The sequence below is a fragment of the Pseudomonas maioricensis genome (assembly GCF_022790535.1).
Lineage (GTDB): Bacteria > Pseudomonadota > Gammaproteobacteria > Pseudomonadales > Pseudomonadaceae > Aquipseudomonas > Aquipseudomonas maioricensis.
In genome coordinates this window covers 60,340-84,124 of sequence record NZ_LOHG01000013.1, presented here as the reverse complement: position 1 = coordinate 84,124, position 23,785 = coordinate 60,340, and the positions used below count along the sequence as shown (strand labels likewise).

The following is a 23,785-nucleotide window of genomic DNA, read 5'->3' as shown; positions in this document are numbered from 1 at the left end:
TGGGAGCCGAGCTTGCTCGCGATAAGGGCACCGAGATTTAGCAGGTAAATTACCTGAGCCTTATTGCGAGCAAGCTCGGCTCCCACAAATTACCGGTACACCCACGGATAAACCAGCAACCCCGCCGCTTCATTAAGCAACTGCCCGCTTTGCCAGATCGCCCGGCTTTCCGGCAGCCAGCCACCAAACACGCGGGCGTTGTCGGCACTCAAAAAACCAACGGGCGCCCCAACCACCGTAAATCCGGCCTTTTCAAAGCTCCATTTTGAACGCGGCATGTGCCAGCCCTGCGTTACAAGCACCACCCGTTTGATACCCAACGGCTGCAAGATGGCAGCTGTCATCGTTGCGTTCTCCCAGGTCGTGCGACTCAAGCCCTCTTGCCAGTGCACCTGTACGCCAAAATCGTTTTCCAGAGACTCCGCCATAATGGCCGCCTCACTCGGCGACTCCCCGTAATGCAAGCCACCGGTTGTCAGGATCGGCAGGCCTGAAGCCTTGGCGAGCCTTGCTGCGTAGCGCATGCGCTCAAGGGCCACGCCTGTCGGGATGTCAGCCCCCCAACTCGGGTCATTACGTTCGCGCCCCGACCCGAGAATCACAATCGCGTCGGCCTTCTGCGCGAGGGTCGCCCACTCGCTGCGCGCGAGCGGCGGTACCTGCTCGATACTGCGGGCAGCGGTCTCTACGACTACAGGCAAGCTCATCAGCCACAGCCCGCCGAGGCCAATCGCAAAACATACTGCAGCCAGACGCGGCCGGGCACGGCGCACATAAAACGCCAGTAGCAAAAGGACGAAGAAAATACCGGGTGGGAGAAAAAGAGCTTTGAAAAAATAGCGGACAGGCATCGGGCATCTCCAGAAGATGCCCGAAGCCTAGAAGGATTGACGCTAAGCAACAATGCTTATGATGCAGGCCCGCAGCCTGCGAAGGTTAACGCCTGAAAAAATTACTCGAGCTGTGACGGTTCAACTTCGCCAGGGTCATGGCGTGCTTTTTATCCTTCAGCCAGATGACCTTGGCTGAATGCGACGGCATCGATACCGACCCCACGGGCTCTCGTGAAACGATGAAACCGCTTTTTCCATCAGGAGTCACCTCACCACCTGCCGCAACGGCACCGTTGTTTAAGTAGGCTTCAATCAGATCGAACTCGGCACGACTCAAGCCACGAAGCTCCAGCTCCTCAGGCCACTCGTGACGAAGTCGCACTGCAATATCTGCCGTTTCCAGAGCAAGGCCCAGCCGATTAATCAAACGTTCGTACAGCTCGGGGGGTGTTGCTGTGTGCTGCAGCTCTGTCATCCGCTCACCTCATCGAAGATAAAACATACCCTCGTCATTGAGCTTAGCGCCACTGTCAAAACCGGTGCATTGCTGCGACAAACGGCGGCTGGGTGCTGCGCAACAGGTCCTTGAGAGCAATGAGCCACGCAATCAGGGTTTCCCTCGATAGTCGGCGCTCATGTATGCTACGGCGCTTCCTGTAATTCCACTTCCGCTCGCGTGAGCACGAAAGCACCGCACAGGCAGTTTCCTTTGTCCGGCAAGCGGTGCCGACCTGACTCGGCGAAGCAACGAAGAGGTCAAGGGTCACCAATCTTTAGTAAAAAGTAGCCATGCACGAACTCTATCAGCCCCGTGAAATCGAAGCCGCCGCCCAAACCTTCTGGGACGAGCAAAAGTCTTTTGAAGTCAGTGAACAGCCAGGCAAGGACACCTTCTATTGCCTGTCGATGTTTCCTTACCCTAGCGGCAAGCTGCATATGGGTCACGTGCGCAACTACACCATCGGTGACGTGATCGCCCGCTACCAGCGCATGCAAGGCAAGAACGTTCTGCAGCCAATGGGCTGGGACGCATTCGGCATGCCGGCGGAAAACGCCGCGATGAAAAACAACGTCGCGCCGGCCAAGTGGACCTACGAAAACATCGCCTACATGAAAACCCAGCTGCGCAGCCTGGGACTGGCGGTCGATTGGTCCCGGGAAGTCACCACCTGCAAGCCTGATTACTATCGCTGGGAACAGTGGCTGTTCACCCGCCTCTTCGAAAAAGGCGTGATCTATCGCAAGAACGGCACCGTGAACTGGGACCCTGTTGACCAGACCGTTCTGGCCAACGAACAAGTCATCGATGGTCGCGGCTGGCGGTCTGGCGCGGTCATCGAGAAGCGTGAAATCCCGATGTACTACTTCAAGATCACCGCGTACGCGGATGAGCTGCTGGAGAGTCTCGACGAACTGCCGGGCTGGCCCGAGCAGGTCAAAACCATGCAACGTAACTGGATTGGTAAATCCCGTGGCATGGAAGTGCAGTTCCCGTACGACCAGGCGTCCATTGGTGAAGCCGGTGCACTGAAAGTCTTCACCACTCGTGCTGACACCCTGATGGGCGCGACTTACGTTGCCGTGGCTGCCGAGCATCCACTGGCGACTCTGGCTGCCCAGACCGACCCGCAGCTACAAGCCTTCATCGACGAATGCAAAAGCGGCAGCGTTGCCGAAGCGGACGTCGCCACCCAAGAGAAAAAAGGCCTGCCGACTTCGCTGTTCGTGGAGCACCCGCTGACGGGCGAAAAACTGCCAGTCTGGGTCGCCAACTACGTGCTGATGCATTACGGCGACGGCGCGGTAATGGCAGTACCGGCCCACGACGAGCGTGATTTCGAGTTCGCGGTCAAATATAACCTGCCCATCAAACCGGTCGTACGCACCAGCGCTGGCGATGAAACACCTGCGCCATGGCAAGCCGCGTACAACGAGCACGGCACGCTGATCAATTCCGGCGAGTTCGATGGCCTGGACTTCGCTGGCGCATTCGACGCCATGGAAGCGGCACTGACCAGGAAGAGCCTCGGTCAATCACGCACCCAATTCCGCCTGCGCGACTGGGGCATCAGCCGTCAGCGTTACTGGGGCTGCCCGATCCCGATCGTGCATTGCAACACCTGCGGCGATGTACCGGTCCCTGAAGATCAGTTGCCGGTTGTACTGCCTGAAGACGTTGTACCGGACGGCGCTGGCTCGCCATTGGCGCGCATGCCTGAGTTCTACGAGTGCAGCTGCCCGAAATGCGGCGCACCAGCCAAGCGCGAAACCGACACCATGGACACCTTCGTGGAGTCGTCCTGGTACTTTGCCCGTTACGCCTCGCCACACTATGAAGGCGGAATGGTTGATCCTGTTGCAGCCAACCACTGGCTGCCGGTTGATCAATATATTGGCGGTATCGAACACGCAATCCTTCACCTTCTGTATGCGCGCTTCTTCCACAAGCTGATGCGCGACGAAGGCCTGGTGACCTCGAACGAGCCGTTCAAGAACCTGCTGACTCAAGGCATGGTTATCGCCGAAACCTACTATCGTCTCGAAGCCAACGGCAGCAAGACGTGGTTCAACCCGGCCGATGTCGAACTTGAGCGCGACAGCAAAGCCAAGATCATTGGCGCCAAACTGATCAGCGACGGCTTGCCGGTCGAGATTGGTGGCACCGAGAAGATGGCCAAGTCGAAGAACAATGGCGTTGACCCTCAGTCGATGATCGATCAGTACGGCGCAGATACCTGCCGCCTGTTCATGATGTTCGCATCGCCGCCTGACATGAGCCTGGAGTGGTCTGACTCCGGCGTTGAAGGCTCGCATCGCTTCCTGCGTCGCGTCTGGCGTCTGGCGCAAAGCCACGTGACGCAAGGGCTGCCAGCCGCGCTGGATATCGCTTCGCTGAACGACGATCAGAAAGTCATTCGCCGTGCCATCCATCAGGCAATCAAGCAAGCCAGCCAGGATGTCGGTCAGCACCACAAATTCAACACGGCCATCGCGCAGGTAATGACGCTGATGAACGTGCTGGAAAAAGCACCACAGGCCTCAGTTCAGGATCGCGCGCTGCTGCAGGAAGGTCTGGAAACAGTTGCATTGTTGCTGGCTCCGATCACGCCGCACATCAGCCACGAACTCTGGAGTGAATTGGGTCATAACACGCCGATCATCGACGCTGGCTGGCCGGTTCTGGACCAGACTGCATTGATTCAAGACAGCTTGCAGCTGGTCATCCAGGTTAACGGTAAACTGCGCGGCCAGATCGAAATGCCTGCCAGTGCTACCCGCGAAGAAGTCGAAGCCGCTGCCCGGACCAACGAAAACGTACTGCGTTTCATCGATGGCCTGACGATCCGTAAAGTGATCGTGGTACCCGGCAAACTGGTCAATATCGTCGCAAGCTGATGGGATCAGGCGCCCGACCATCCGCGGGCGCTGAACATATTTCCTGGGTTCGCAGAGTCGACCCAAACGGTTTCAAGGGGAGCATCAAGATGATCAAACGCAATTTGCTGGTTATGGGCCTCGCCGTATTGTTGAGCGCCTGTGGTTTCCAGCTGCGTGGTACCGGCGAAAACCAGCTGTCCATCAAGGAACTGGACCTTAGTGCGCGCGATGCCTACGGTAAAACCGTTGTGCAGCTGCGTCAGGTTCTGGAAGGCAATGACGTGAAGATCTACACCGGCGCTCCGTACAAGCTGGTTATTCTCGACGAACAGGAAACTCAGCGTACGGCGAGCTCGGGAGGCGCGGGGCGTGCAACCGAGTACACCCTGAATACCACGCTCAACTACGAAATCAACGGCAGCCAGAATCGTCAGCTGTTGAAGCGCAAGGTCCAGATCGAAAAGATCTACGTGCATGACGGCAACAACCTGATCGGTTCTGACCTGCAGGCCGTGCAGGTTCGCAACGAAATGCGCAGCGACCTGATACAGAACCTGATGGCCCAACTGCAGCAACTGACCCCGGCACAACTGGACGAACTGCAGGCCAAAGCCGACGCAGTAGCCAAGGCGGAAGCTGATGCGCTGGAAGCTGCACAACGTATTCGCGACGAAACACCACAACAGTCGCCAATCGAAATCCCTTCTCGCTAAAAATGTTGGGGGCCGGTACTTTGCTGGCCCCTCGCGTTCTTCAGTCGCCATCTACAAAAATGCAAACATCTCAATTGAATCGCATTTTTTCTGTAGGAGTGAGCTTGCTCGCGATAGCGTTAGCTCCGTCAGTACTTCTGCGACGGGTAGACAGAATCGCGAGCAAGCTCACTCCTACAAAGATTCGGTGTTTGCTGCTTGAAGGCGCGGCGTCAGGGCCACCGGGGAATCTAATATGAAACTCGCACCCGCCCAACTCAGCAAACACCTGCAAGGCAACCTGTCGCCTGTTTACGTGATAAGTGGCGATGACCCGTTGCTGTGCCAGGAGGCCGCCGACGCCATTCGTGCCGCCGCAAGGCAGCAAGGGTTTGATGAACGTCAGGTCTTTAGTGCCGACTCCAGTTTCGACTGGGGCACGCTGCTGCAAGCCGGTGCGAGCATGTCGCTTTTCGCCGAACGTCGCCTGCTGGAGTTGCGCCTGCCTTCCGGCAAGCCTGGCGACAAAGGTGCCGCAGCGCTCATGGAATACTGCTCACGCCCGGCGGAAGACACGTTACTGCTGATCAGTTTGCCCAAGCTTGATGGCAGCTCGCAGAAAACCAAATGGGGCAAGGCGCTGATCGACGGCACGCAGACTCAGTTCGTGCAAATCTGGCCAGTGGACGCTGGGCAGTTGCCACAGTGGATTCGCCAGCGCTTGTCTCACTCGGGTCTGAGCGCAACTCAAGATGCCGTTGAGCTGATAGCCGCTCGGGTGGAAGGTAATCTGCTGGCAGCAGCGCAGGAAATCGAAAAGCTCAAGCTGATGGCCGAAGAAGGTCAGATTACGGTCGAAACCGTTCAGGCCGCGGTGGCCGATAGCGCGCGTTTCGACGTCTTCGGGCTGACCGATGCCATTCTCAACGGCGAAGCTTCTCATGCTTTAAGAATGCTTGAGGGGCTACGTGGCGAAGGCGTCGAGCCGCCGGTCATCCTTTGGGCGCTCTCTCGCGAGCTGCGGGTGTTGGCCAACCTTGCACTGCAATTCAGTCAGGGTATGCCCCTGGACAAAGCCTTCAGCTCAGCCCGCCCGCCCATCTGGGACAAACGCAAACCGCTAATGAGCAAAGCACTGCAGCGCTACTCTGCCAAACGCTGGGCAGAACTGCTCATGGATGCGCAACGCATTGATGCGCAGATCAAAGGCCAAGCGGTAGACTCGCCGTGGAGCAGCTTGAGTCGGTTATCGTTGCTGATGGCGGGGCAGCGGCTGGCGTTGCCTGCCGAATAACACTCAGCAGACTCAATCTGGACCGTGGAGCCAGGAAACGCCAGGCTCCACGGCCGATTGCTATAGTCCAGCAGCTTGATCACTCGGGTGATAGCTAAAAATGTTGTCCCCTCCCGTTTTGAAGGCGACGCTGATCACCGGGGCCGTAATGCGACTCTGACTGAAATAATCCCGTTGTATGAACTTAGCACCTTCAAGGCCTACCGCCTTGGCTTGATCGTATATATAGAAAAATGCCTCGATTGGAAGTTGTGTGGGAATATTTTGCGGCCACCGATCAATTAGAATTTCGTTATGAGCCAAAAGACTCCATTCTGCCTGAGGGTTTTCCCGGGCCATCAGACTCAGAGCAAAACCAGGTTGATCAGCTTTAAACCCGCACTGGTGACTGTATCGGTTGTAATTTACAGGCGGATAGAGATTAAAGTGGGTCCGCCACGCAGCGAGCGTAGTAATGCCTTGTTCATCACAGGGGCGACTGTCCACGGGAAATAAATGTGAAGGGCCGCAGCCTTCCCCGTATCGACTCGCCGATACCGCGTCATAAGGGAATGAACATAAAACCTGGAGAGGGTAAATACCGTTTTGACCGAAATAATTAGCTTGTTTGAATATATAACCCTGCTCAATCAACCCTGAAAAAATTGCATGCATGAACTTGAGGTCCTTCCGTAAGTAGCTAAAGGAAACATCGGTACTGCCCGCGGGGTTGGGGTTCCAGGAATGATAATCGGGTCCATACCCCGTCAGTCTGGCCATCACGCCCTTACAGTAAAAGGCTGCTTTCCCCTCGCAGTCATAGGCGGTGTCGTTGTAACGGGCATTCAACCGATCCGCCACCTCCCAGCCGTCGACCTGATCCGCCTCATTCCAACTGAAAATATTTCGGTCTGCTGCTGAGAAGTTCACTCTGACAATCGGCAAGCGCTGCGAAGTTTTAATGTAATAGGCTCGACGTAAGGCATGCACATTGAGCAGCCCGCCGGTGGCGCCGTTGTAAAAAAACGCCTCAATGGGCAGCTGCTCCGGCGTTTCTTCGCGCCACGTACCTATCAGCAACTCATTGCGGGTAACCGTATGTGCGGCATCGACGCCGTTGTGCGCTTCCAGGCTAGCCTTGAATTGGCTGGCTATCATTGAGCTCAACGAACATTGCTTATGAACATTCGAGCCATACAGACGAAAGTTTGCCAACCACAATGCAGCAGTGGTTGCTGGAGTGCTCAGTGTTCGACAGGTACTAAGATCATTTTCCTGCTTCGCTAGATTCGGCACAAAACCGCAGCCAAAACCCGGGCGCCCCATACCTTGCGTCCCAGCCATAAACGGATAGATGCATCTTACAATCGGCGCTTTATTCTGCGCCATGGCCGTTTCCTGATCAGTGAAGATGAAACCGCTGCCTATATCTGACCCATTACTTCCAATATCCTTGCGAATGTAGGAAAACGTGAGCGACCCTAACTCCCTGGCGCCCGGGCTATGGGTCCAGAATGGATAGCTTGCACTGTAGGTTACTGTGCGCAGCATGACGCCCGAACAATAATAGGCGGGCGTGCCTTCTGCACAGTCTTCAACAGTACTCTGGTACCGCGCGTTTAAATTATCGACGCGCTGCTGATCTGAAATGCTTACCGGGAAAGATTGAACCGGTGCCTCAGGCCTTGAAACCTCATCTACAGAGCAGGCCGACAAGCCCAACATCAACAGCGCCATTGTATATAGCTGCCTCATCTAAACCTCCGTGTCTCGAATCCAGCTTGATCAAGCGACCGTCAGAAACCTGAATTAATACTGATGCGAGTTATTAGGCGCGCCGATATAGGGACTGTCTAGCTGTCATAAATAACAGGCAGCAAAGTGCCACACTTCTTGAAAATGCTGATGGACCTGTTGTGATAGCACGCTTCTATTAGACAGAAGCCCTTCATCTGCCTGATGATATGCGCCTTTCATTTACCTGCTCAGAGCACCCGCCATGAAGCCTTCCATGAAAAAGCCAAAGCGGCCCAACAAGGCCAAATCCATCATCGCCCAGCCATTGTTCCGCAGCCGCCAGGAACAACCCGGCAAAGGCAAAGGCAGCTACCGCCGCGAAGCCTTCCAGTCTAAAAGCTGGGAGGCTTCTTACTTTCTGGCAGCTTGAAACATCACGACTGTTTCCCTGAGGTCCTTTCCGGCCTGCAGGCATGTTAAGGTCTGCGTCTAACGGTAATACCTTGGACCCAAGCATGCCCTCTTGTTTTTTCCGACGTTGGCAACTGCGCCAAATGATCGCTGCCTCCAGCCTTATCCTTTTAGTTGCCTGCGCGGAAAAACCGACAGCAGCCGACGCCACGCCGCTTCCCCGCGTCAACACAACCCCGGTGGCCTCCCCTGCCCCTGCGATTGCTGTAGATGCCAACCTCGATATCCTCCCGACCATGAGCTTTGCCGACTGGCAGGCTGGCTTCCGCACCCAGGCGCTGAAGGCAGGTATCAGGCCGGACATTTTTGATCGTGCGTTTACTGGCGTGACGCCAGACATGAAGGTGGTCAAGGCTGATCGCAGCCAGCCCGAATTTACCCGCCCAGTGTGGGAATACCTGGACGGCGCAATTTCGGATGCGCGGGTTCGCAAGGGACAAGCACTGCTCAATCAGTACGCAGGGGTCCTGCAAACCATCGAACAGCGTTACGGCGTCGACCGCAATGCGTTGGTAGCTGTATGGGGTATGGAGAGCAACTTTGGACAATTCCAGGGTTCGCAATCAGTGATCCGCTCGCTGGCCACCCTGGCCTATGAGGGCCGGCGTCGCAGCTTCGCTCAAGACCAGTTACTGGCAGCACTGCAAATCCTGCAGCAAGGCGATATTTCACCGGAACAAATGATCGGTTCCTGGGGCGGCGCCATGGGCCAGACGCAGTTCATCCCGACGACCTACAACACTCACGCCGTTGACTTTGACGGTGACGGGCGCCGTGACATCTGGAACAGCGCGCCTGACGCGCTCGCATCGACGGCGCACTATCTGCAAAGCTCTGGCTGGCAGACCGGCCTGCCCTGGGGCTATGAAGTCAAACTCGCGTCTGGTTTCGACTACGCACTGGCTGACGCGTCAACCCGCAAGACTCTTGCTGAATGGCAGCAACTGGGGCTGACTCTGCCCAACGGCAGCGCCCTGCCACCGACGGCGGCCCAGCAACAGGCGGCCCTTCTGTTACCGGCAGGTTATAAAGGCCCGGCCTTTCTGGTGATGGACAATTTCCGCGCGATCCTGCGCTACAACAACTCATCATCGTATGCCCTGGCTATCGGGCTGTTGTCGGGGCGTTTCCAGGGCGGTGGGTATGTCGAAGGCAGCTGGCCGCGCGGGGACGTCCCTCTAGGCCGTTCTGAGCGCATGGAACTGCAAACCCTGCTCTCGGCCAAAGGCTACGACGCAGGTACCCCAGACGGCATTATCGGCGCCAACACGCGCAAAGCTATTCGCAGTGCGCAGCAAGCACTTGGCTGGCCTGCTGATGGCTATCCGACGCAGGAGTTGTTGCAAAACCTGCGCAGGCCTTAAGCCGAAAATACACCTCCTGTAGGAGCTCACGAGCACCGCGAGGCAGCGACGGCGTCCTGTCTGATGCACCGTTATCGCGGCCTCGCGGTGCTCGTGCGCTCCTACAGGTCAAATGTTGCTGCGAGACAGCGCGGAGTCAGGGACACGGGGACGGCTCCTGCAGGCCATACATAGCAAATAACACATCTACCGAAAGCCAAGCATCCTCCAAACAAAAACGGGCCGGATAGTGATATCCGGCCCGCCTTGTTTACAGCTCAAACAATCAACGCTTGACGCGTCAGACCATCGCCTTGACGGCAATCTTGGCCTGCTCGTCGGCGTGGTACGAAGAACGCACCAGCGGACCGGACGCAACGTTCTTGAAGCCCATCTTGTAACCTTCTTCGGCGAACCACGCGAACGTGTCCGGGTGCACGAAGCGCTGGACAGGCAAGTGGCTGCGCGAAGGTTGCAGGTATTGACCGAGGGTCAGCATGTCGATGTCGTGCTCGCGCATGCGCTGCATGACTTCGATGACTTCCTCATCAGTTTCGCCCAGACCCAGCATCAGGCCGGACTTGGTCGGTACGTGCGGGACCATTTGTTTGAAACGCTGCAGCAGGGTCAGCGACCACTGGTAATCGGAGCCCGGACGCGCAGCCTTGTACAGACGCGGCACGGTCTCCAGGTTGTGGTTGAACACATCCGGTGGCTCGGCAGCAGTGATTTCCAGAGCGACGTCCATACGGCCACGGTAGTCCGGAACCAGCGTTTCGAGCTGTACGTTTGGCGACAACTTGCGGATCTCACGGATGCAGTCAGCGAAGTGCTGAGCACCGCCGTCACGAAGATCATCACGGTCAACCGAGGTGATCACCACATACTTGAGGCGCAGATCGGCGATGGCAACGGCCAGGTTGGTCGGCTCGTTGACGTCCAGCGCCTTTGGACGACCATGGCCTACATCGCAGAACGGGCAGCGACGGGTGCAGATATCGCCCATGATCATGAAGGTCGCAGTACCACCGGAGAAGCACTCACCCAGGTTCGGGCAGGAAGCCTCTTCGCAAACGCTGTGCAGCTTGTGCTTGCGCAGCAGTTGTTTGACGCGATCAACCTCAGGGGAAACCGGAATACGAACGCGGATCCAGTCAGGCTTTTTCGGCAGATCGACAGTCGGAATGATCTTCACCGGGATACGCGCAACTTTCTCCGCGCCACGCAGCTTCACGCCAGCCTCAACTTTAGGGCGAGGTGCACGCTCGGAAACGTCGACGGTTGGGATCAAGGTTTGCACGGCAGTTTCAGTCGCAGTAGTCATAATCAGTCGATTCCGCCCGTTAGGGTCGTCTGCTCAGCATAGTCGAGGTGTTTGACGAGCTGCGCGCGCAGCCGGGCACTTACCTCGGCAAATTCAATCGGGCCTGCATGATCGCACAGCTGGGTCATTGCCAGCCCTGCGTATCCACAGGGATTAATCCGTCGAAAGGGCTCAAGATCCATGTCGACGTTAAGCGCCAGACCGTGGAATGAACAACCTTGGCGAATTCGCAATCCCAGGGACGCGATCTTCGCTCCTTCGACATAAACACCCGGTGCGTCAGCCTTTGCCGCAGCCATTACACCGTAACTGGCCAACAGGTCGATCAGGCTATTTTCGATCCGGGTTACCAGATCACGCACACCGAAACCAAGGCGTCTGACATCAAGCATCAGATAGACCACCAATTGGCCGGGCCCATGATAGGTCACTTGGCCGCCACGATCGACCTGTACCACCGGAATATTACCCGGAAGCAGCAAATGTTCGGGCTTGCCGGACTGTCCCTGAGTGAAAACCGGCGCGTGCTGCACCAACCAGATCTCGTCCTGAGTGTCTTTACCGCGTTGATCGGTAAAGCGCTGCATCGCATGCCAGGCCTGCTCGTAATCGACCTGACCCAGCTCGCGAACGCCCAGCATTGCGACCATCAAAGCACCATGTGCACGCGACCCGTAGCGCGCAGTGCGCTATTGATGTCACGCAATTGGTCTTCGCCGGTCGCAACGATGTGCAACTGGATAGTCGTGTACTTACCGTTGCTGCTTTGGCGCTCGGCGAGCGTGGATATCTCGATCTTGGCGTATTTGGCCAGTATCTCGATCACGCTGTCTTTGAACCCCACACCTGTGTCACCGATCACTTTGATCGGATAGTCATCGCAGGGAAATTCGATTTTGTGCGACTTGACGTCGGAATCTGTCATGGCAGTAAAGGTCTCACAAGCCGTGAAGACGGAAACGCGCCCACTCAGGGTATGAGCGGGCGCGTCATGGTCAGCGTTGTACTGTTATCAGTTGAACAAGCCGTAGAAGAACAGACGAATGCTATCCCACACGCGGCGGAAGATGCCACCTTCCTCAACAGCGTCGAGGGCAATCAGATTGGCAGTGTGGACGACTTTGTCTTCCATTTTCACTTCAACCTTGCCGATCACATCGCCCTTGGCGATTGGCGCAACCAACTGCGGGTTCATGGTCATGCTGGCGGTCAGCTTCTTCATCTCGCCTTTTGGCATGGTCATGCTCAGGTCTTCGGCCAGGCCGGCTTTGACTTGGCGCTCGGTACCTTTCCAGACAGTGGCCTGAGCCAGCTCGGTGCCCTTCTGGTAGAAGTTCTGGGTTTCGAAGAAACGGAAACCGTAGGTCAGCAACTTCTGCGTTTCGGCAGCACGGGCCTGCTCGCTCGCAGTACCGAATACTACTGCGATCAGACGCATGCCGTCGCGAACGGCAGACGAAACCATGCAATAGCCCGCTTCGTCAGTGTGGCCGGTTTTCAGGCCATCGACTGTCTTGTCGCGCCACAGCAGCAGGTTGCGGTTTGGCTGCTTGATGTTGTTCCAGAAGAACTCTTTCTGCGAATAGATCGCGTAGTGAGCCGGGTCTTCATGAATGATCGCGCGTGCCAGAATCGCCATGTCGTGAGCAGAAGAGTAATGCTCCGGGTTTGGCAGGCCTGTCGGGTTCATGAAGTGACTGTTGGTCATGCCCAGATCAGCGGCAGTCTTGTTCATCATGTCGGCGAACGCGTCTTCGCTGCCTGCGATGTGCTCGGAGAGCGCTACGCTGGCGTCGTTACCCGACTGGATGATGATCCCGTGCAGCAGGTCACTGACGGTTACCTGGCTGCCGACTTTGATGAACATCCGCGAACCACCGGTGCGCCAGGCGTTTTCGCTGACGGTCACAGGGTCGTTCTCACCAATCTGACCACGACGGATTTCCAGAGTCGCGATGTAGGCGGTCATCAGTTTGGTCAGGCTTGCAGGCGCCAGGCGCTGGTCGCCATTGTTCTCGACCAGAACGTTACCGCTGCTGGCGTCCATCAGCACGTAGGCCTTGGCGGCCAGTTGCGGTGCGGAAGGCGTCATCTGCTCGGCCGCCCAGGCAGCCGGAGTGATGATCAGCGGTACAAGCAGGCACAAGCGTTTTGCAAAGGTGGTGATGTTCATCCGTCTCTCGAAATTGCTAATGGGCAAACATGCCCTCGCGGGCAAAGCTTATCGGGCCGATGGAAGCGGTGCCGCTGCCAACGACCGGCGGTGCCAGGCTCTAATCCTGGCCCATGAGCCGCCTGTTCGACAAACAGGCTCATGGACAGTTGCCTGCGCGACTTGCTCTGATGGCAATGTGTCTGGCAGGCAACTGCAAACCGATCCGTCCCGACATCGCTGCCGGACGTGAACGGCTATTAATCCAGTGTCACGACGCTAGGCTGGCCCAGATTGGCTGACCTTACGCTGTTTTGCATTTGCTGGGCTTCACCCTGCGTCTCGATCGGCCCCATTCGAACTCGATAGAGTGTCTGTTGATTGCGGGCTATCGAACTCACGAAAACCGGTGCCCGAACCATCCCGCTCAACTTCGACCTCAGGAGCTCCGCAGCGTCCGGGTTGGCGAACGCGCCCACCTGGAGATACAGCCCAGAGACTGGTACGGAAGCGTTTTTTTTTGCGTCAAACGGCACCGCAGGCGCAGCGTGCTGTTGCGGCGGTGGCGTGTACTGCTCGATGGTGCCGGCAGATGCGACCAAAGCGGGGGCCGCAGGTTGCGGTATCGCCTGTGGCTGATTCGGCAGCAACGGCGCAGGACGTCCATTCTGGGCTAGCCATACCTGCGGGTCGATCCCTTCAACCTTGACCCGCGCGGTACCGCTTTCGGCATAACCGAGCTTTTTGGCGGCGGCATAAGACAAGTCAATGATCCGGTCCGAATAGAACGGTCCACGGTCGTTGACGCGCAAAATCACCGTACGATTGTTGTCCAGGTTGGTCACTTTTACATAGCTGGGCAGCGGCAACGTCTTGTGCGCCGCGCTCATGCCATACAGGTCATAAACCTCGCCATTGGCGGTGTTCTGGCCATGGAACTTGGTGCCGTACCAGGATGCAGTGCCTGACGCGACATAGTTTCTGGAGTCTTGGATAGGAAAGTAAGTCTTGCCCAGCACGGTGTACGGGTTGGCCTTGTACGGACCGGTGTGCAGGCTTGGCGTCGCATCAGGGATACGCGAGATATCCACGTCCCACCAGGGCGCGCCATCTTTATGCGCGCGGTTGATGTCCAGGCCCGGTGGCGAAGAGATACCCGCCGTGCCCTTCTGTACAGGACGACTCGGGGACGAACAGCTGACCACCAGCAATGACAGCGAAGCCAACGCCATCAACTTCAAAGATGTAACCATCGGCAATGCCCGCATTACTTGACGCCCCGAGCTTGAACCAATAATTCAGACAGCTGATGCACACTCATGGCGTACATCACACTGCGGTTATAGCGAGTGATTGCATAAAAATTCTTCAAACCCATCCAGTATTCAGGCCCACTTTCGCCTTCCAGCTTGAATGCGGTCACTGGCAGGTCGTCGCGCAGCGCATCATGACTCGACCACCCCAAGGCTCGCAACTCCCCGACGGTCTTTACCGGATCAATGCCCGGTGTCAGTCCTTCATCAACGCGATCCCCGCGCACGCTTGCAAGGCTGACCACCTGTTCGCCAGCGACCCAGCCATGCTGCTTGAAGTAACTGGCCACACTGCCGATGGCATCATCCGGATCGGTCCAGATATTAATGTGCCCATCACCGTCGAAATCCACCGCATAGGCGCGGAAGCTACTTGGCATAAACTGCGGCAAGCCCATCGCACCGGCATAAGACCCCTTGAGCGTCAGCGGATCAACCTGCTCTTCACGGGCCAGCAACAGGAACTCACGCAGCTCCTTGCGGAAGAATTCAGAGCGAGGAGGATAGTCAAAGCCAAGCGTCGACAGAGCGTCAATCACACGGTAATTACCCGTGTTGCGCCCGAAGAAGGTCTCGACGCCGATAATCGATACGATCACCTGAGCCGGGACGCCGTACTCCTGCTCGGCACGAGCCAACGCGGCCTCGTGCTGACGCCAGAAATCCACACCCCGCGCAATCCGCGCGTCGGTGATGAACATCGGGCGATAGTCTTTCCACTGTTTGACCCGCTCGGCCGGACGGGAAATCGCATCCAGAATGGCTTGCTTGCGCTCGACCTCACGGAATACGTCGATCAATTGCTCACCGGCAAACCCATAGTCGCGGGTCATCTGACCGACAAACTCAGCCACTTGCGGCGAACCTTCGTAATCGCCAGCGAATGCTTCTTGAACAGATCCAAGAATGCCAACCAGGCCGACCACCGGAGCATATCGAGCCCAGCTACGCACTACTTGCATTGAATTCTTCACCTTAATCAAACCTGTGCGATCCATTTACGGTGTGTATGGATCGACATCAAAACCCCAAAGGCTGACAGCAGCGTCACGAGCGAAGTTCCTCCATAGCTAATGAAGGGTAACGGCACACCCACTACCGGCAACAGGCCACTGACCATACCGATGTTGACGAAAACGTAAACAAAAAATGTCATCGTCAACGCACCAGCCAGCAACTTGCCGAACAATGTCTGGGCTTGAGCCGTGATCACCAGACCGCGTCCGATGAGCAGCATATAGATAAGCAACAGCGCGCAGATCCCCACCAGACCGAACTCTTCGCCCAGTACGGCGATGATGAAGTCGGTATGGCTTTCCGGCAGGAAGTCCAGGTGTGACTGGGTACCCAGCAGCCAGCCCTTGCCGAATACACCACCGGAACCGATAGCGGCTTTGGACTGAATGATGTTCCAGCCTGTGCCCAGCGGATCGCTCTCCGGGTCGAGAAAGGTCAGCACGCGCTGCTTCTGGTAGTCGTGCATGATGAAAAACCACATTGCCACCGACACCGGCACCGCAGCAGCAATCACGCTGATAATCCAGCGCCACCGCAGGCCCGCCATAAACATCACAAACGCGCCCGACGCAAGAATCAGCAGCGATGTCCCCAGGTCAGGCTGACGAACGATCAAGGCAAACGGCACACCGATCAACGCCAGACTGACCGCCACATGCTTGAGATGCGGCGGCAGAGATCGCTTGGACAGGTACCACGCAATCGTCGCGGGCATGATGATCTTGAGAAACTCGGAAGGCTGAAAGCGGATCACGCCGGGGATATTGATCCAGCGGGTCGCACCCATGGCGTTATGGCCCATGACATCCACGACGACCAGCAACAACACGCCCACCACATAAAGCACGGGCACCCAGCGAGCCATGAAGCGCGGCTCGAACTGAGCAATGATCACCATGGCGACCAGACCGATACCGAACGAACTCGCCTGCTTGATCAGCAGATCCCAGTTCTTGCCACTCGCCGAGTACAGAACGAACAGGCTGCCTGCCGCCAGGGTCAGCAGCAAGACCAGCAAAGGACCGTCGATATGAATACGCTGCAAGAACGTCGCGCGACGACGCATCACGTCTTCACTGGACAAAATGCGGTCGAAATTACTCTTCACTGGCACTGGCTGCGGCCTCCACGGCTTGAGCGCCGCCATATTCAGGTTTGAGTGTTCCGTTGGGGTTGAGTAGCCAGGCATCCATTACCTGACGGACCACCGGAGCCGCGACCCCCGAGCCCGACTCGCCGTTTTCCACCATGACCGAAACAACGATTTTCGGATCGTTGGCCGGCGCAAAGCCTACGAACAGTGCGTGGTCGAGGTGACGTTCCTGAACCTTGGAGCGATCGTATTTCTCACCCTGCTTGATCGCCACGACCTGCGCGGTGCCGCTTTTGCCCGCGATCAGGTATTGAGCGCCAATAGCAGCCTTGCGCGCAGTCCCCCGAGCGCCATGCATAACCTGCTGCATGCCGTGGTTGACCTTGTCCCAGTCGGAGGGGTTGCGCAGCACGATGTTAGGCATCGGATTGTCATCGACCGGCTTCTCGCCCTCAATGGTCTTGGCCAGATGCGGCCGGTTCCACACGCCTCTGTTGGCAACCAGAGCAGTCGCCTGGGCCAACTGCAGAGGTGTTGCCTGCATGTAGCCCTGGCCGATCCCGAGAATCAATGTTTCACCCGGGAACCAGGCTTGACGGCGGGTTGCACGCTTCCAGTCGCGAGACGGCATCAGGCCCGGGGATTCTTCGAACATATCCAGAGACACTTTCTGTCCGATGCCGAACTTGTTCATGTAGGAAGAAAGCCGATCGATACCCAGCTTGTGGGCCAGATCGTAGAAGTACGTGTCATTGGAGCGCATGATCGCGGTATCCAGATCCACATACCCATCGCCAGTGCGATTCCAGTTACGGTATTTATGATCGTAATTGGGCAATTGGTAGTAACCCGGATCGAATACACGGCTTGAAGCCGTCACGACCCCGGCATCCAGCCCGGCAATCGCCACGGCCGGTTTAATCGTCGAACCCGGCGGGTACAAGCCCCGCAGGATCCTGTTGAACAGCGGTCGATCGATGGAATCACGCAACTCGGCGTAAGCCTTGAAACTGATACCGGTTACAAACGGATTAGGGTCGAAGCTCGGCGCACTGACCATCGCCAGCACCTCGCCGTTTCGCGGATCCATGGCCACAACCGCACCACGCCGCCCTGCGAGCGCGGCCTCAGCCGCCTCCTGAAGTTTGATGTCCAGACTGAGCACGATGTCCTTGCCAGGCACCGGATCAGTTCGCTTGAGCACGCGCAATACGCGACCTCGGGCGTTGGTTTCGACTTCTTCGTAGCCCACCTGACCATGCAACTGGTCTTCGTAGAAGCGCTCGATGCCGGTCTTACCGATGTGGTGGGTACCACTGTAGTTAACCGGATCAAGGTTCTTCAGCTCTTTCTCGTTGATCCGTCCCATGTAGCCCACCGAGTGCGCAAAGTGCGCACCCTGAGGGTAATGCCGAACCAACTGCGCCACGACTTCCACACCCGGCAGGCGGAACTGGTTCACCGCGACACGGGCTATTTGCTCTTCGGTCAGTTCGAACAGGATCGGCACCGGCTCAAAAGGCCGACGCCCCTGCTTCATACGCTTTTCGAAGATCAACCGGTCATCCGGCGTCAGCTCCAGCACCTCGACGATGGTGTCCAGCACCTGCGCCCAGTCACCGGAACGCTCGCGGGTCATGCTCAGGCTGAAACTGGGCCGGTTATCGGCGATAACGACGCCATTGCGGTCGAAAATCAAGCCACGGCTTGGGGGAATCGGCTGCACATGAACCCGGTTGTTCTCCGACAGTGTGGAGTGATAGTCGTACTGGATGACCTGCAGGAAATACAGCCGGGCGATCAACACGCACACCAGCAAGACAACAGCCACAGCCCCGACCACAACGCGACTACGCACAAGGCGTGCGTCTTTCTCGTGGTCTTTTAGGCGGATGGGCTGAGACATGAGGGCGCGATGCTATTTGTGATAAGGATGCCCGGACAGAACTGTCCAGGCACGATAGATCTGCTCACCGATGAGGATGCGCACCAAGGGATGCGGCAACGTCAGGGGTGACAACGACCAGCGTTGCTCACTGCGCGCACAGACTTCCGGTGCCAGGCCTTCAGGGCCGCCAACCATCAGATTTACTGTGCGCGAATCAAGTCGCCAGCGATCCAGTTCCACCGCGAGCTGCTCGGTACTCCATGGTTTGCCGTGCACTTCGAGGGTCACGATCCGCTCACCCGGTTGCACTTTTGCCAGCATGGCCTCGCCTTCCTGACGGATCAGACGGGCCACGTCGGCATTTTTGCCACGGGTATTAAGCGGAATCTCCACGAGGTCGAGTGCCAGCTCGGATGGCAGACGTTTGGCATATTCATGCCAGCCCTCTTCCACCCACTTAGGCATGCGCGAACCAACGGCAATCAGACGCAGACGCACAATGAGACCTTATTCGCTTTCGTTACCCGGAGTGTGGTGTGCAGCGCTTGCAGCGCGGCTCTGCTCGGCACCTTGCCAGAGACGTTCCAGGTCATAGAACTGACGTGCGGCGGCGGTCATCATGTGCACGATGACATCACCCAGGTCCAGCAGAACCCAATCGCTTTCGCCTTTGCCTTCTTCGCCCAGAGGCTGTGCGCCCTTGGCTTTGACGTTCTCGCGAACCTTATCGAGCATCGCGTTGATCTGACGGTTGGAAGTACCGGTAGCGATAACCATGTAGTCAGTCAGGCTGTGCTTGTCTTTCACGTCGATGACCAGGATATCCTGGGCTTTAACGTCTTCCAGAGCAGCTTTGGTCAGTTCAACCAGTTCTTCGCCGGAAATATTGTGTTTTTGCTTGGTCATATAAAACTCATTCAGTTCAATTGGGAGCACGGTACAGCCCGTGCTCCTCGATGTAGGCCAGTACGGCGTCTGGCACCAGAAAACGTACCGACTTACCGCTGGCCAGCAGTTGGCGGATCTGGGTGGCAGACACCGATAAAGGCGTCTGCCAGACGAATGTAATGTGTCCGCCCGGCCCCTTCAGGGCCTTCGGATCGCTGACCGCGCGGGCCGCCAGCAGGTTGCGCATGGCATCCGGCGACTCGCTGTCTGCGTCCGGGCGCTGTAGCACCACTATATGACAGTGCTCCAGCAACTCCTCCCAACGATGCCAGGTGGGTAGCCCGCAAAAAGCATCCCAGCCCAGCAACAGGAACAACTGATCCTCTGCGGCCAGTTCGGCGCGCATCGATACCAGGGTGTCGATGGTGTACGACGGTTTGTCCCGCTTCAGTTCACGGTCATCCACCGTCAAGGGCGTCACACCGGCCACTGCACACTCGACCATCGCTAGACGGTCTTCTGCGCTGACACTCGGCATGTCGCGATGAGGAGGCCTGGCGCTGGGCGTCAGGCGCAACTCATCGAGTTCAAGCAGCGCAGCAACCTCAAGGGCGCCGCGCAAGTGACCAATGTGTACCGGGTCGAACGTGCCGCCCAGAATACCAATACGTTTCGGCAAGGCCGTATCGGCCTCGACTACAGCATCCGCAGGCGTTGCCGCGTGCTGCACAGGTTCGCTCAAGTCAGGCTGGCTCCTGTCCGCGCAACTGGCCATCGCCGATCACGATGTACTTCTCGCAGGTCAGACCTTCCAGACCTACCGGGCCACGGGCGTGCAGCTTATCAGTAGAAATACCGATCTCCGCACCCAATCCGTATTCGAAGCCATCGGCAAAGCTGGTTGGCGCATTGACCATTACCGAACTGGAGTCAACTTCAGCCATGAATCGGCGAACCTGCCCCTGATGGTCGGAAACGATCGCGTCACTGTGATGCGAACCATAATGGTTAATGTGTTCGATGGCCTGATCCAGACCGCTTACGATACGGATCGACAGAATCGCCGCCAGATACTCGGTGTGCCAGTCTTCTTCGGTCGCAGGAATAACGTCGATCAAATCACGGGTACGCTCACAGCCACGCAGCTCCACGCCCTTTTCACGGAACTGAGCCGCCATCAATGGCAGGAAATCCGCAGCAACGGTCTGATCGACCAGCAGCGTTTCCATGGCACCGCATATCCCGTAACGGTAAGTCTTGGCATTGAACGCGATGCGCTGGGCCTTGGGCAGGTCGGCATGGGCGCTGACATACACGTGGCAGATGCCGTCCAGATGCTTGATTACCGGAACCCGCGCATCACGGCTGACGCGCTCAATCAGGCCCTTGCCACCACGAGGCACGATCACATCCACGTACTCAGGCATGGTGATCAACGCCCCAACGGCGGCGCGGTCGGTGGTTTCCACCACTTGCACCACGGCAGCAGGCAGCTCGGCTTCGGCCAGACCGCGCTGCACACAGGCAGCAATTGCCCGATTGGAGTTAATCGCTTCGGAGCCGCCACGCAGAATAGTAGCGTTACCTGACTTCAGGCACAGACTGGCAGCATCGATGGTCACGTTCGGACGCGACTCATAGATGATGCCCACAACGCCAAGCGGCACACGCATCTTGCCGACTTGAATACCTGATGGCCGAAAGCTCATGTCGCGGATCGCGCCAACCGGATCGGGCAAATTCGCTACCTGACGCAACCCGACGATCATGCTGTCGATACGTGCGGGGGTCAGGGCCAGACGCTCAAGCATGGCCGGTTCCAGACCATTGGCGCGACCTGCGGCGAGGTCCAGATCATTGGCGGCGGACAACTCGGCGCGGGCCTCATCCAGAGCGGCAGCGGTGGCAAGCAAGGCGCGGTTTTTCTGCGCGGTGCTGGCACGGCCGATCACTCGCGAAGCTTCGCGGGCGGCGCGACCCAGGCGGGTCATGTAGTCAAGAACGGACTCAGTCATGGTCTCAGAGGTCTTGGCAGTGAAGAAAGCGGCCGATTATAGCTGTCGGGCGACGCTAACGACAGCGGTGACAGGCGGATGGTCGATAACGGGGCGAAATAGGACGAAGGTTTTATCTGCGGGAGATCGCCTTGTGTCCCTGACTCAGCGCTGCCGCACACCAATCAGAGTACATGTAGGAGCTGCCGAAGGCTGCGATGGCGGTGTGTCAGATCAAATGCTTCGCAGCCTTCGGCAGCTCCTACAGATGCAAGCACAAGTTTTGAACCATCACATTCAGCTGCAATTAAGCCGGGCATTGATATCATCATTGCCCGCCTTCTTTGTGTAACCAGACATGCCAACCGCCCTGCCCGATAGCTTTTTCAACCGTGACGCACAGGTTCTGGCGCAGGCGCTGCTGGGCAAAGTTATTCGGCACAAGGTCGGCGACTTGTGGCTGGCCGCCCGGATTATCGAGACCGAAGCCTATTACTTTGCCGAAAAGGGCAGCCACGCGTCGCTTGGCTACACCGAAAAGCGCAGGGCCCTGTTTCTCGACGGCGGGCATATCTATATGTACTACGCGCGCGGCGGAGATTCGCTTAACTTCAGCGCCGAAGGGCCGGGCAACGCGGTGCTGATTAAATCAGCGCACCCTTGGGTCGATGCCGTATCGGATGCCAACAGCCTTGCCCGAATGCAATTGAACAACCCCGACGCCAGCGGCGCGCTAAGGGCGCCCGAGCGTTTGTGCGCAGGTCAGACACTGCTGTGCAAGGCGCTAGGCTTGAAAGTACCGATGTGGGATGCGAAACGTTTCGATGCAAATTTGTTACTCGTGGAGGATGTCGGTCAAACGCCATCTCGTATCATCCAGACCACCCGCCTTGGCATACCTGCGGGCCGTGATGAACACCTGATGTACCGCTTCGTCGACCCTGAATACGCTCGCTTCTGTACACGGAACCCGCTGCGACGCGGTCAGGTCGAAGGGCGCGACTACTTTTATCTCGATCAAGGAAACTGAACCATGGGCCAATGGCTCGACAGCATCACCGGCTGGTTGGCGGTCAATCCGTCGTGGCTGAGCGTGGCTATTTTTCTGATCGCGTTCGTCGAATGCGTGGCGATTGTCGGCATTATCGTACCGGGTACGGTTGTGTTGTTTGCCGTAGCGGCGCTGGCGGGCAGCGGGATTCTGCCGCTGGGTGAGGTTCTCCTGCTGGGTTTCGTCGGAGGCCTGCTCGGCGATGCGGTTTCCTATTTCATCGGGCGCCACTTTCACCAGAACATACGGCGTCTTCCGGGTCTTCGTACCCACCCGGAATGGATCGGCGGCGCCGAGACCTATTTCCAGCGCTACGGCATCGCCAGCCTTCTGGTCGGGCGCTTTATTGGTCCGCTGCGTCCGATGCTACCCATGGTCTCGGGCATGTTCGACATGCCCTTCCCGCGGTTCGCCGCAGTCAGCGTGGTTGCGGCCGCAGGCTGGTCGATTGCTTACCTGTTGCCGGGTTGGGCGGCGGGTGCAGCTGTGCGCCTGCCATTGCCTGACGGTTTCTGGCCTCAGGCCGGCATCGTCGGGGGCGGCCTTGCCGTGCTGATCGGGGTGGCTATCCAGACCAGCCTGCGCAGCAAAAAACACGCGACCGAGATCATCGCTGCGACCAGCGCGGTTCTACTCGCCGCCATCTTTTTCGGCTGGCCGCACCTGACCCAGCTCGATAACGGCATCATGACCCTGATCCAGGAACACCGCAGTACGGTGGTCGATCAGTTCGTCATCGTGGTCACCGGCCTTGGTGATTTCCGTACCCAGTTCTATGCCGCCGCCTTGCTGCTGATCCTGCTGGTTGCTACGCGGCAATGGCGTCACGCCTTGTTTGCGGGCATCACAACACTGGGCACGGCCTGCGCCAACGGTGGAATGAAATGGGTGTTCGCACGCCAGCGTCCGGAAGTGCTGCTTGAACCGTTGACGACCTACAGCATGCCGAGTGGACACAGCTCTGCAGCGTTTGCGTTTTTCATGACACTGGCAGTATTGGCCGGTCGCGGCCAACCGGTGCGGTTGCGCCTGACATGGCTGATGCTGGGCGGGCTTCCGGCGATTTCGATCGCGATGTCCCGGGTCTATCTGGGTGTGCACTGGCCGACTGACGTACTGGCCGGGATGCTGCTGGCGTTCACGCTCTGCGCGATCAGCCTGAGCCTGGTGCAAAGACAATCGTCGCTGCCTGCCTTGCCGGTGAGAATCTGGTGGCTGGTATTACCATCGCTGGTGGCACTGTTTGGCGGTTTCGCGCTGTATTCGCTGCCGCATGCCATGCTGCGTTATCAGTACTAGCCCAAAAACCAAATGAAATGAATCTCCTGTAGGAGTGAG

General features: G+C 57.6%; 22 protein-coding genes. 7 read left to right on the top strand and 15 right to left on the bottom strand.

The features are described 5' to 3' along the window. Positions 1-89: 89 nt before the first annotated feature. Positions 90-851, bottom strand: coding sequence for a YdcF family protein (locus AUC61_RS19670; protein WP_243247833.1), 762 nt, complete (start codon positions 849-851; stop codon positions 90-92). 85 nt (positions 852-936) lie between these two features. After that, the gene (locus AUC61_RS19665; RefSeq protein ID WP_243247832.1) at positions 937-1,308 is read right to left on the bottom strand and encodes a hypothetical protein; all 372 of its coding nucleotides are present in this window, start codon (positions 1,306-1,308) and stop codon (positions 937-939) included. A 314-nt stretch (positions 1,309-1,622) separates the two neighbouring features. Between AUC61_RS19665 and leuS the strand changes: the two genes are divergently transcribed. The 3 genes from leuS to holA all read left to right on the top strand — a co-directional run bounded on the left by leuS (position 1,623) and on the right by holA (position 6,197). After that, positions 1,623-4,229 carry a leucine--tRNA ligase gene (leuS, locus tag AUC61_RS19660; protein ID WP_243247831.1) on the top strand — a complete coding sequence of 869 codons (2,607 nt, stop codon included), beginning with the start codon at positions 1,623-1,625 and terminating at the stop codon, positions 4,227-4,229. A gap of 89 nt (positions 4,230-4,318) precedes the next feature. Next, entirely contained in the window at positions 4,319-4,924 is a 606-nt protein-coding gene (locus AUC61_RS19655; protein WP_243247830.1) for an LPS-assembly lipoprotein LptE, read from the top strand. Between the two features lie 235 nt (positions 4,925-5,159). After that, positions 5,160-6,197, top strand: a complete 1,038-nt coding sequence (holA, locus tag AUC61_RS19650; protein WP_243247829.1) for a DNA polymerase III subunit delta — start codon at positions 5,160-5,162, stop codon at positions 6,195-6,197. Between the two features lie 60 nt (positions 6,198-6,257). On the opposite strand, the gene AUC61_RS19645 is transcribed toward holA, so the two are convergent. Further along, positions 6,258-7,931: a hypothetical protein gene (locus AUC61_RS19645; RefSeq protein ID WP_243247828.1), complete on the bottom strand. Its 1,674-nt coding sequence runs from the start codon at positions 7,929-7,931 to the stop codon at positions 6,258-6,260. Between the two features lie 256 nt (positions 7,932-8,187). Between AUC61_RS19645 and arfA the strand changes: the two genes are divergently transcribed. Next, positions 8,188-8,343, top strand: coding sequence for an alternative ribosome rescue factor ArfA (arfA, locus tag AUC61_RS19640; protein WP_087267653.1), 156 nt, complete (start codon positions 8,188-8,190; stop codon positions 8,341-8,343). Between the two features lie 85 nt (positions 8,344-8,428). Then, entirely contained in the window at positions 8,429-9,748 is a 1,320-nt protein-coding gene (locus AUC61_RS19635; RefSeq protein WP_243247827.1) for a lytic murein transglycosylase, read from the top strand. A 280-nt stretch (positions 9,749-10,028) separates the two neighbouring features. Here AUC61_RS19635 and lipA read toward each other — a convergent pair whose 3' ends face one another. The 12 genes from lipA to AUC61_RS19575 form a co-directional block, all read right to left on the bottom strand. Beyond that, positions 10,029-11,051: a lipoyl synthase gene (gene lipA, locus AUC61_RS19630; RefSeq protein WP_027902323.1), complete on the bottom strand. Its 1,023-nt coding sequence runs from the start codon at positions 11,049-11,051 to the stop codon at positions 10,029-10,031. Between the two features lie 2 nt (positions 11,052-11,053). Further along, positions 11,054-11,701 (bottom strand): lipoyl(octanoyl) transferase LipB, encoded by a 648-nt coding sequence (lipB, locus tag AUC61_RS19625; RefSeq protein WP_243247826.1) that lies wholly within the window; start codon positions 11,699-11,701, stop codon positions 11,054-11,056. Then, positions 11,701-11,976, bottom strand: coding sequence for a DUF493 domain-containing protein (locus tag AUC61_RS19620; protein WP_027902321.1), 276 nt, complete (start codon positions 11,974-11,976; stop codon positions 11,701-11,703). Before AUC61_RS19620 ends, lipB begins: the two co-directional genes overlap by 1 nt. An 87-nt stretch (positions 11,977-12,063) precedes the next feature. Continuing rightward, positions 12,064-13,224: a D-alanyl-D-alanine carboxypeptidase family protein gene (locus AUC61_RS19615; protein WP_122662465.1), complete on the bottom strand. Its 1,161-nt coding sequence runs from the start codon at positions 13,222-13,224 to the stop codon at positions 12,064-12,066. Positions 13,225-13,463: 239 nt separating this feature from the next. Then, positions 13,464-14,471 carry a septal ring lytic transglycosylase RlpA family protein gene (locus AUC61_RS19610; protein WP_122662463.1) on the bottom strand — a complete coding sequence of 336 codons (1,008 nt, stop codon included), beginning with the start codon at positions 14,469-14,471 and terminating at the stop codon, positions 13,464-13,466. Continuing rightward, positions 14,471-15,478, bottom strand: a complete 1,008-nt coding sequence (mltB, locus tag AUC61_RS19605) for a lytic murein transglycosylase B (RefSeq protein ID WP_243247825.1) — start codon at positions 15,476-15,478, stop codon at positions 14,471-14,473. The genes AUC61_RS19610 and mltB overlap by 1 nt, the downstream gene beginning before the upstream one ends. A 17-nt stretch (positions 15,479-15,495) precedes the next feature. Next, entirely contained in the window at positions 15,496-16,599 is a 1,104-nt protein-coding gene (gene rodA, locus AUC61_RS19600) for a rod shape-determining protein RodA (protein ID WP_162874186.1), read from the bottom strand. Positions 16,600-16,630: 31 nt separating this feature from the next. Next, complete coding sequence (gene mrdA / locus AUC61_RS19595; RefSeq protein ID WP_243247824.1) at positions 16,631-18,532, bottom strand: penicillin-binding protein 2; 1,902 nt, start codon at positions 18,530-18,532, stop codon at positions 16,631-16,633. 12 nt (positions 18,533-18,544) lie between these two features. Further along, entirely contained in the window at positions 18,545-19,012 is a 468-nt protein-coding gene (gene rlmH / locus AUC61_RS19590) for a 23S rRNA (pseudouridine(1915)-N(3))-methyltransferase RlmH (RefSeq protein ID WP_087267625.1), read from the bottom strand. Between the two features lie 9 nt (positions 19,013-19,021). Continuing rightward, complete coding sequence (rsfS, locus tag AUC61_RS19585) at positions 19,022-19,420, bottom strand: ribosome silencing factor (RefSeq protein ID WP_243247823.1); 399 nt, start codon at positions 19,418-19,420, stop codon at positions 19,022-19,024. A gap of 16 nt (positions 19,421-19,436) precedes the next feature. After that, positions 19,437-20,081, bottom strand: coding sequence for a nicotinate-nucleotide adenylyltransferase (gene nadD / locus AUC61_RS19580; RefSeq protein ID WP_243247883.1), 645 nt, complete (start codon positions 20,079-20,081; stop codon positions 19,437-19,439). A 64-nt stretch (positions 20,082-20,145) separates the two neighbouring features. Next, positions 20,146-21,417: a glutamate-5-semialdehyde dehydrogenase gene (locus AUC61_RS19575; RefSeq protein ID WP_243247822.1), complete on the bottom strand. Its 1,272-nt coding sequence runs from the start codon at positions 21,415-21,417 to the stop codon at positions 20,146-20,148. A 337-nt stretch (positions 21,418-21,754) separates the two neighbouring features. On the opposite strand from AUC61_RS19575, the gene AUC61_RS19570 reads away from it, so the two are divergent. Beyond that, on the top strand, positions 21,755-22,426 hold the full coding sequence (locus AUC61_RS19570; protein ID WP_243247821.1) for a DNA-3-methyladenine glycosylase: 672 nt from the start codon (positions 21,755-21,757) through the stop codon (positions 22,424-22,426). Between the two features lie 3 nt (positions 22,427-22,429). After that, on the top strand, positions 22,430-23,746 hold the full coding sequence (locus AUC61_RS19565) for a bifunctional DedA family/phosphatase PAP2 family protein (RefSeq protein WP_243247820.1): 1,317 nt from the start codon (positions 22,430-22,432) through the stop codon (positions 23,744-23,746). Positions 23,747-23,785: the final 39 nt, after the last annotated feature.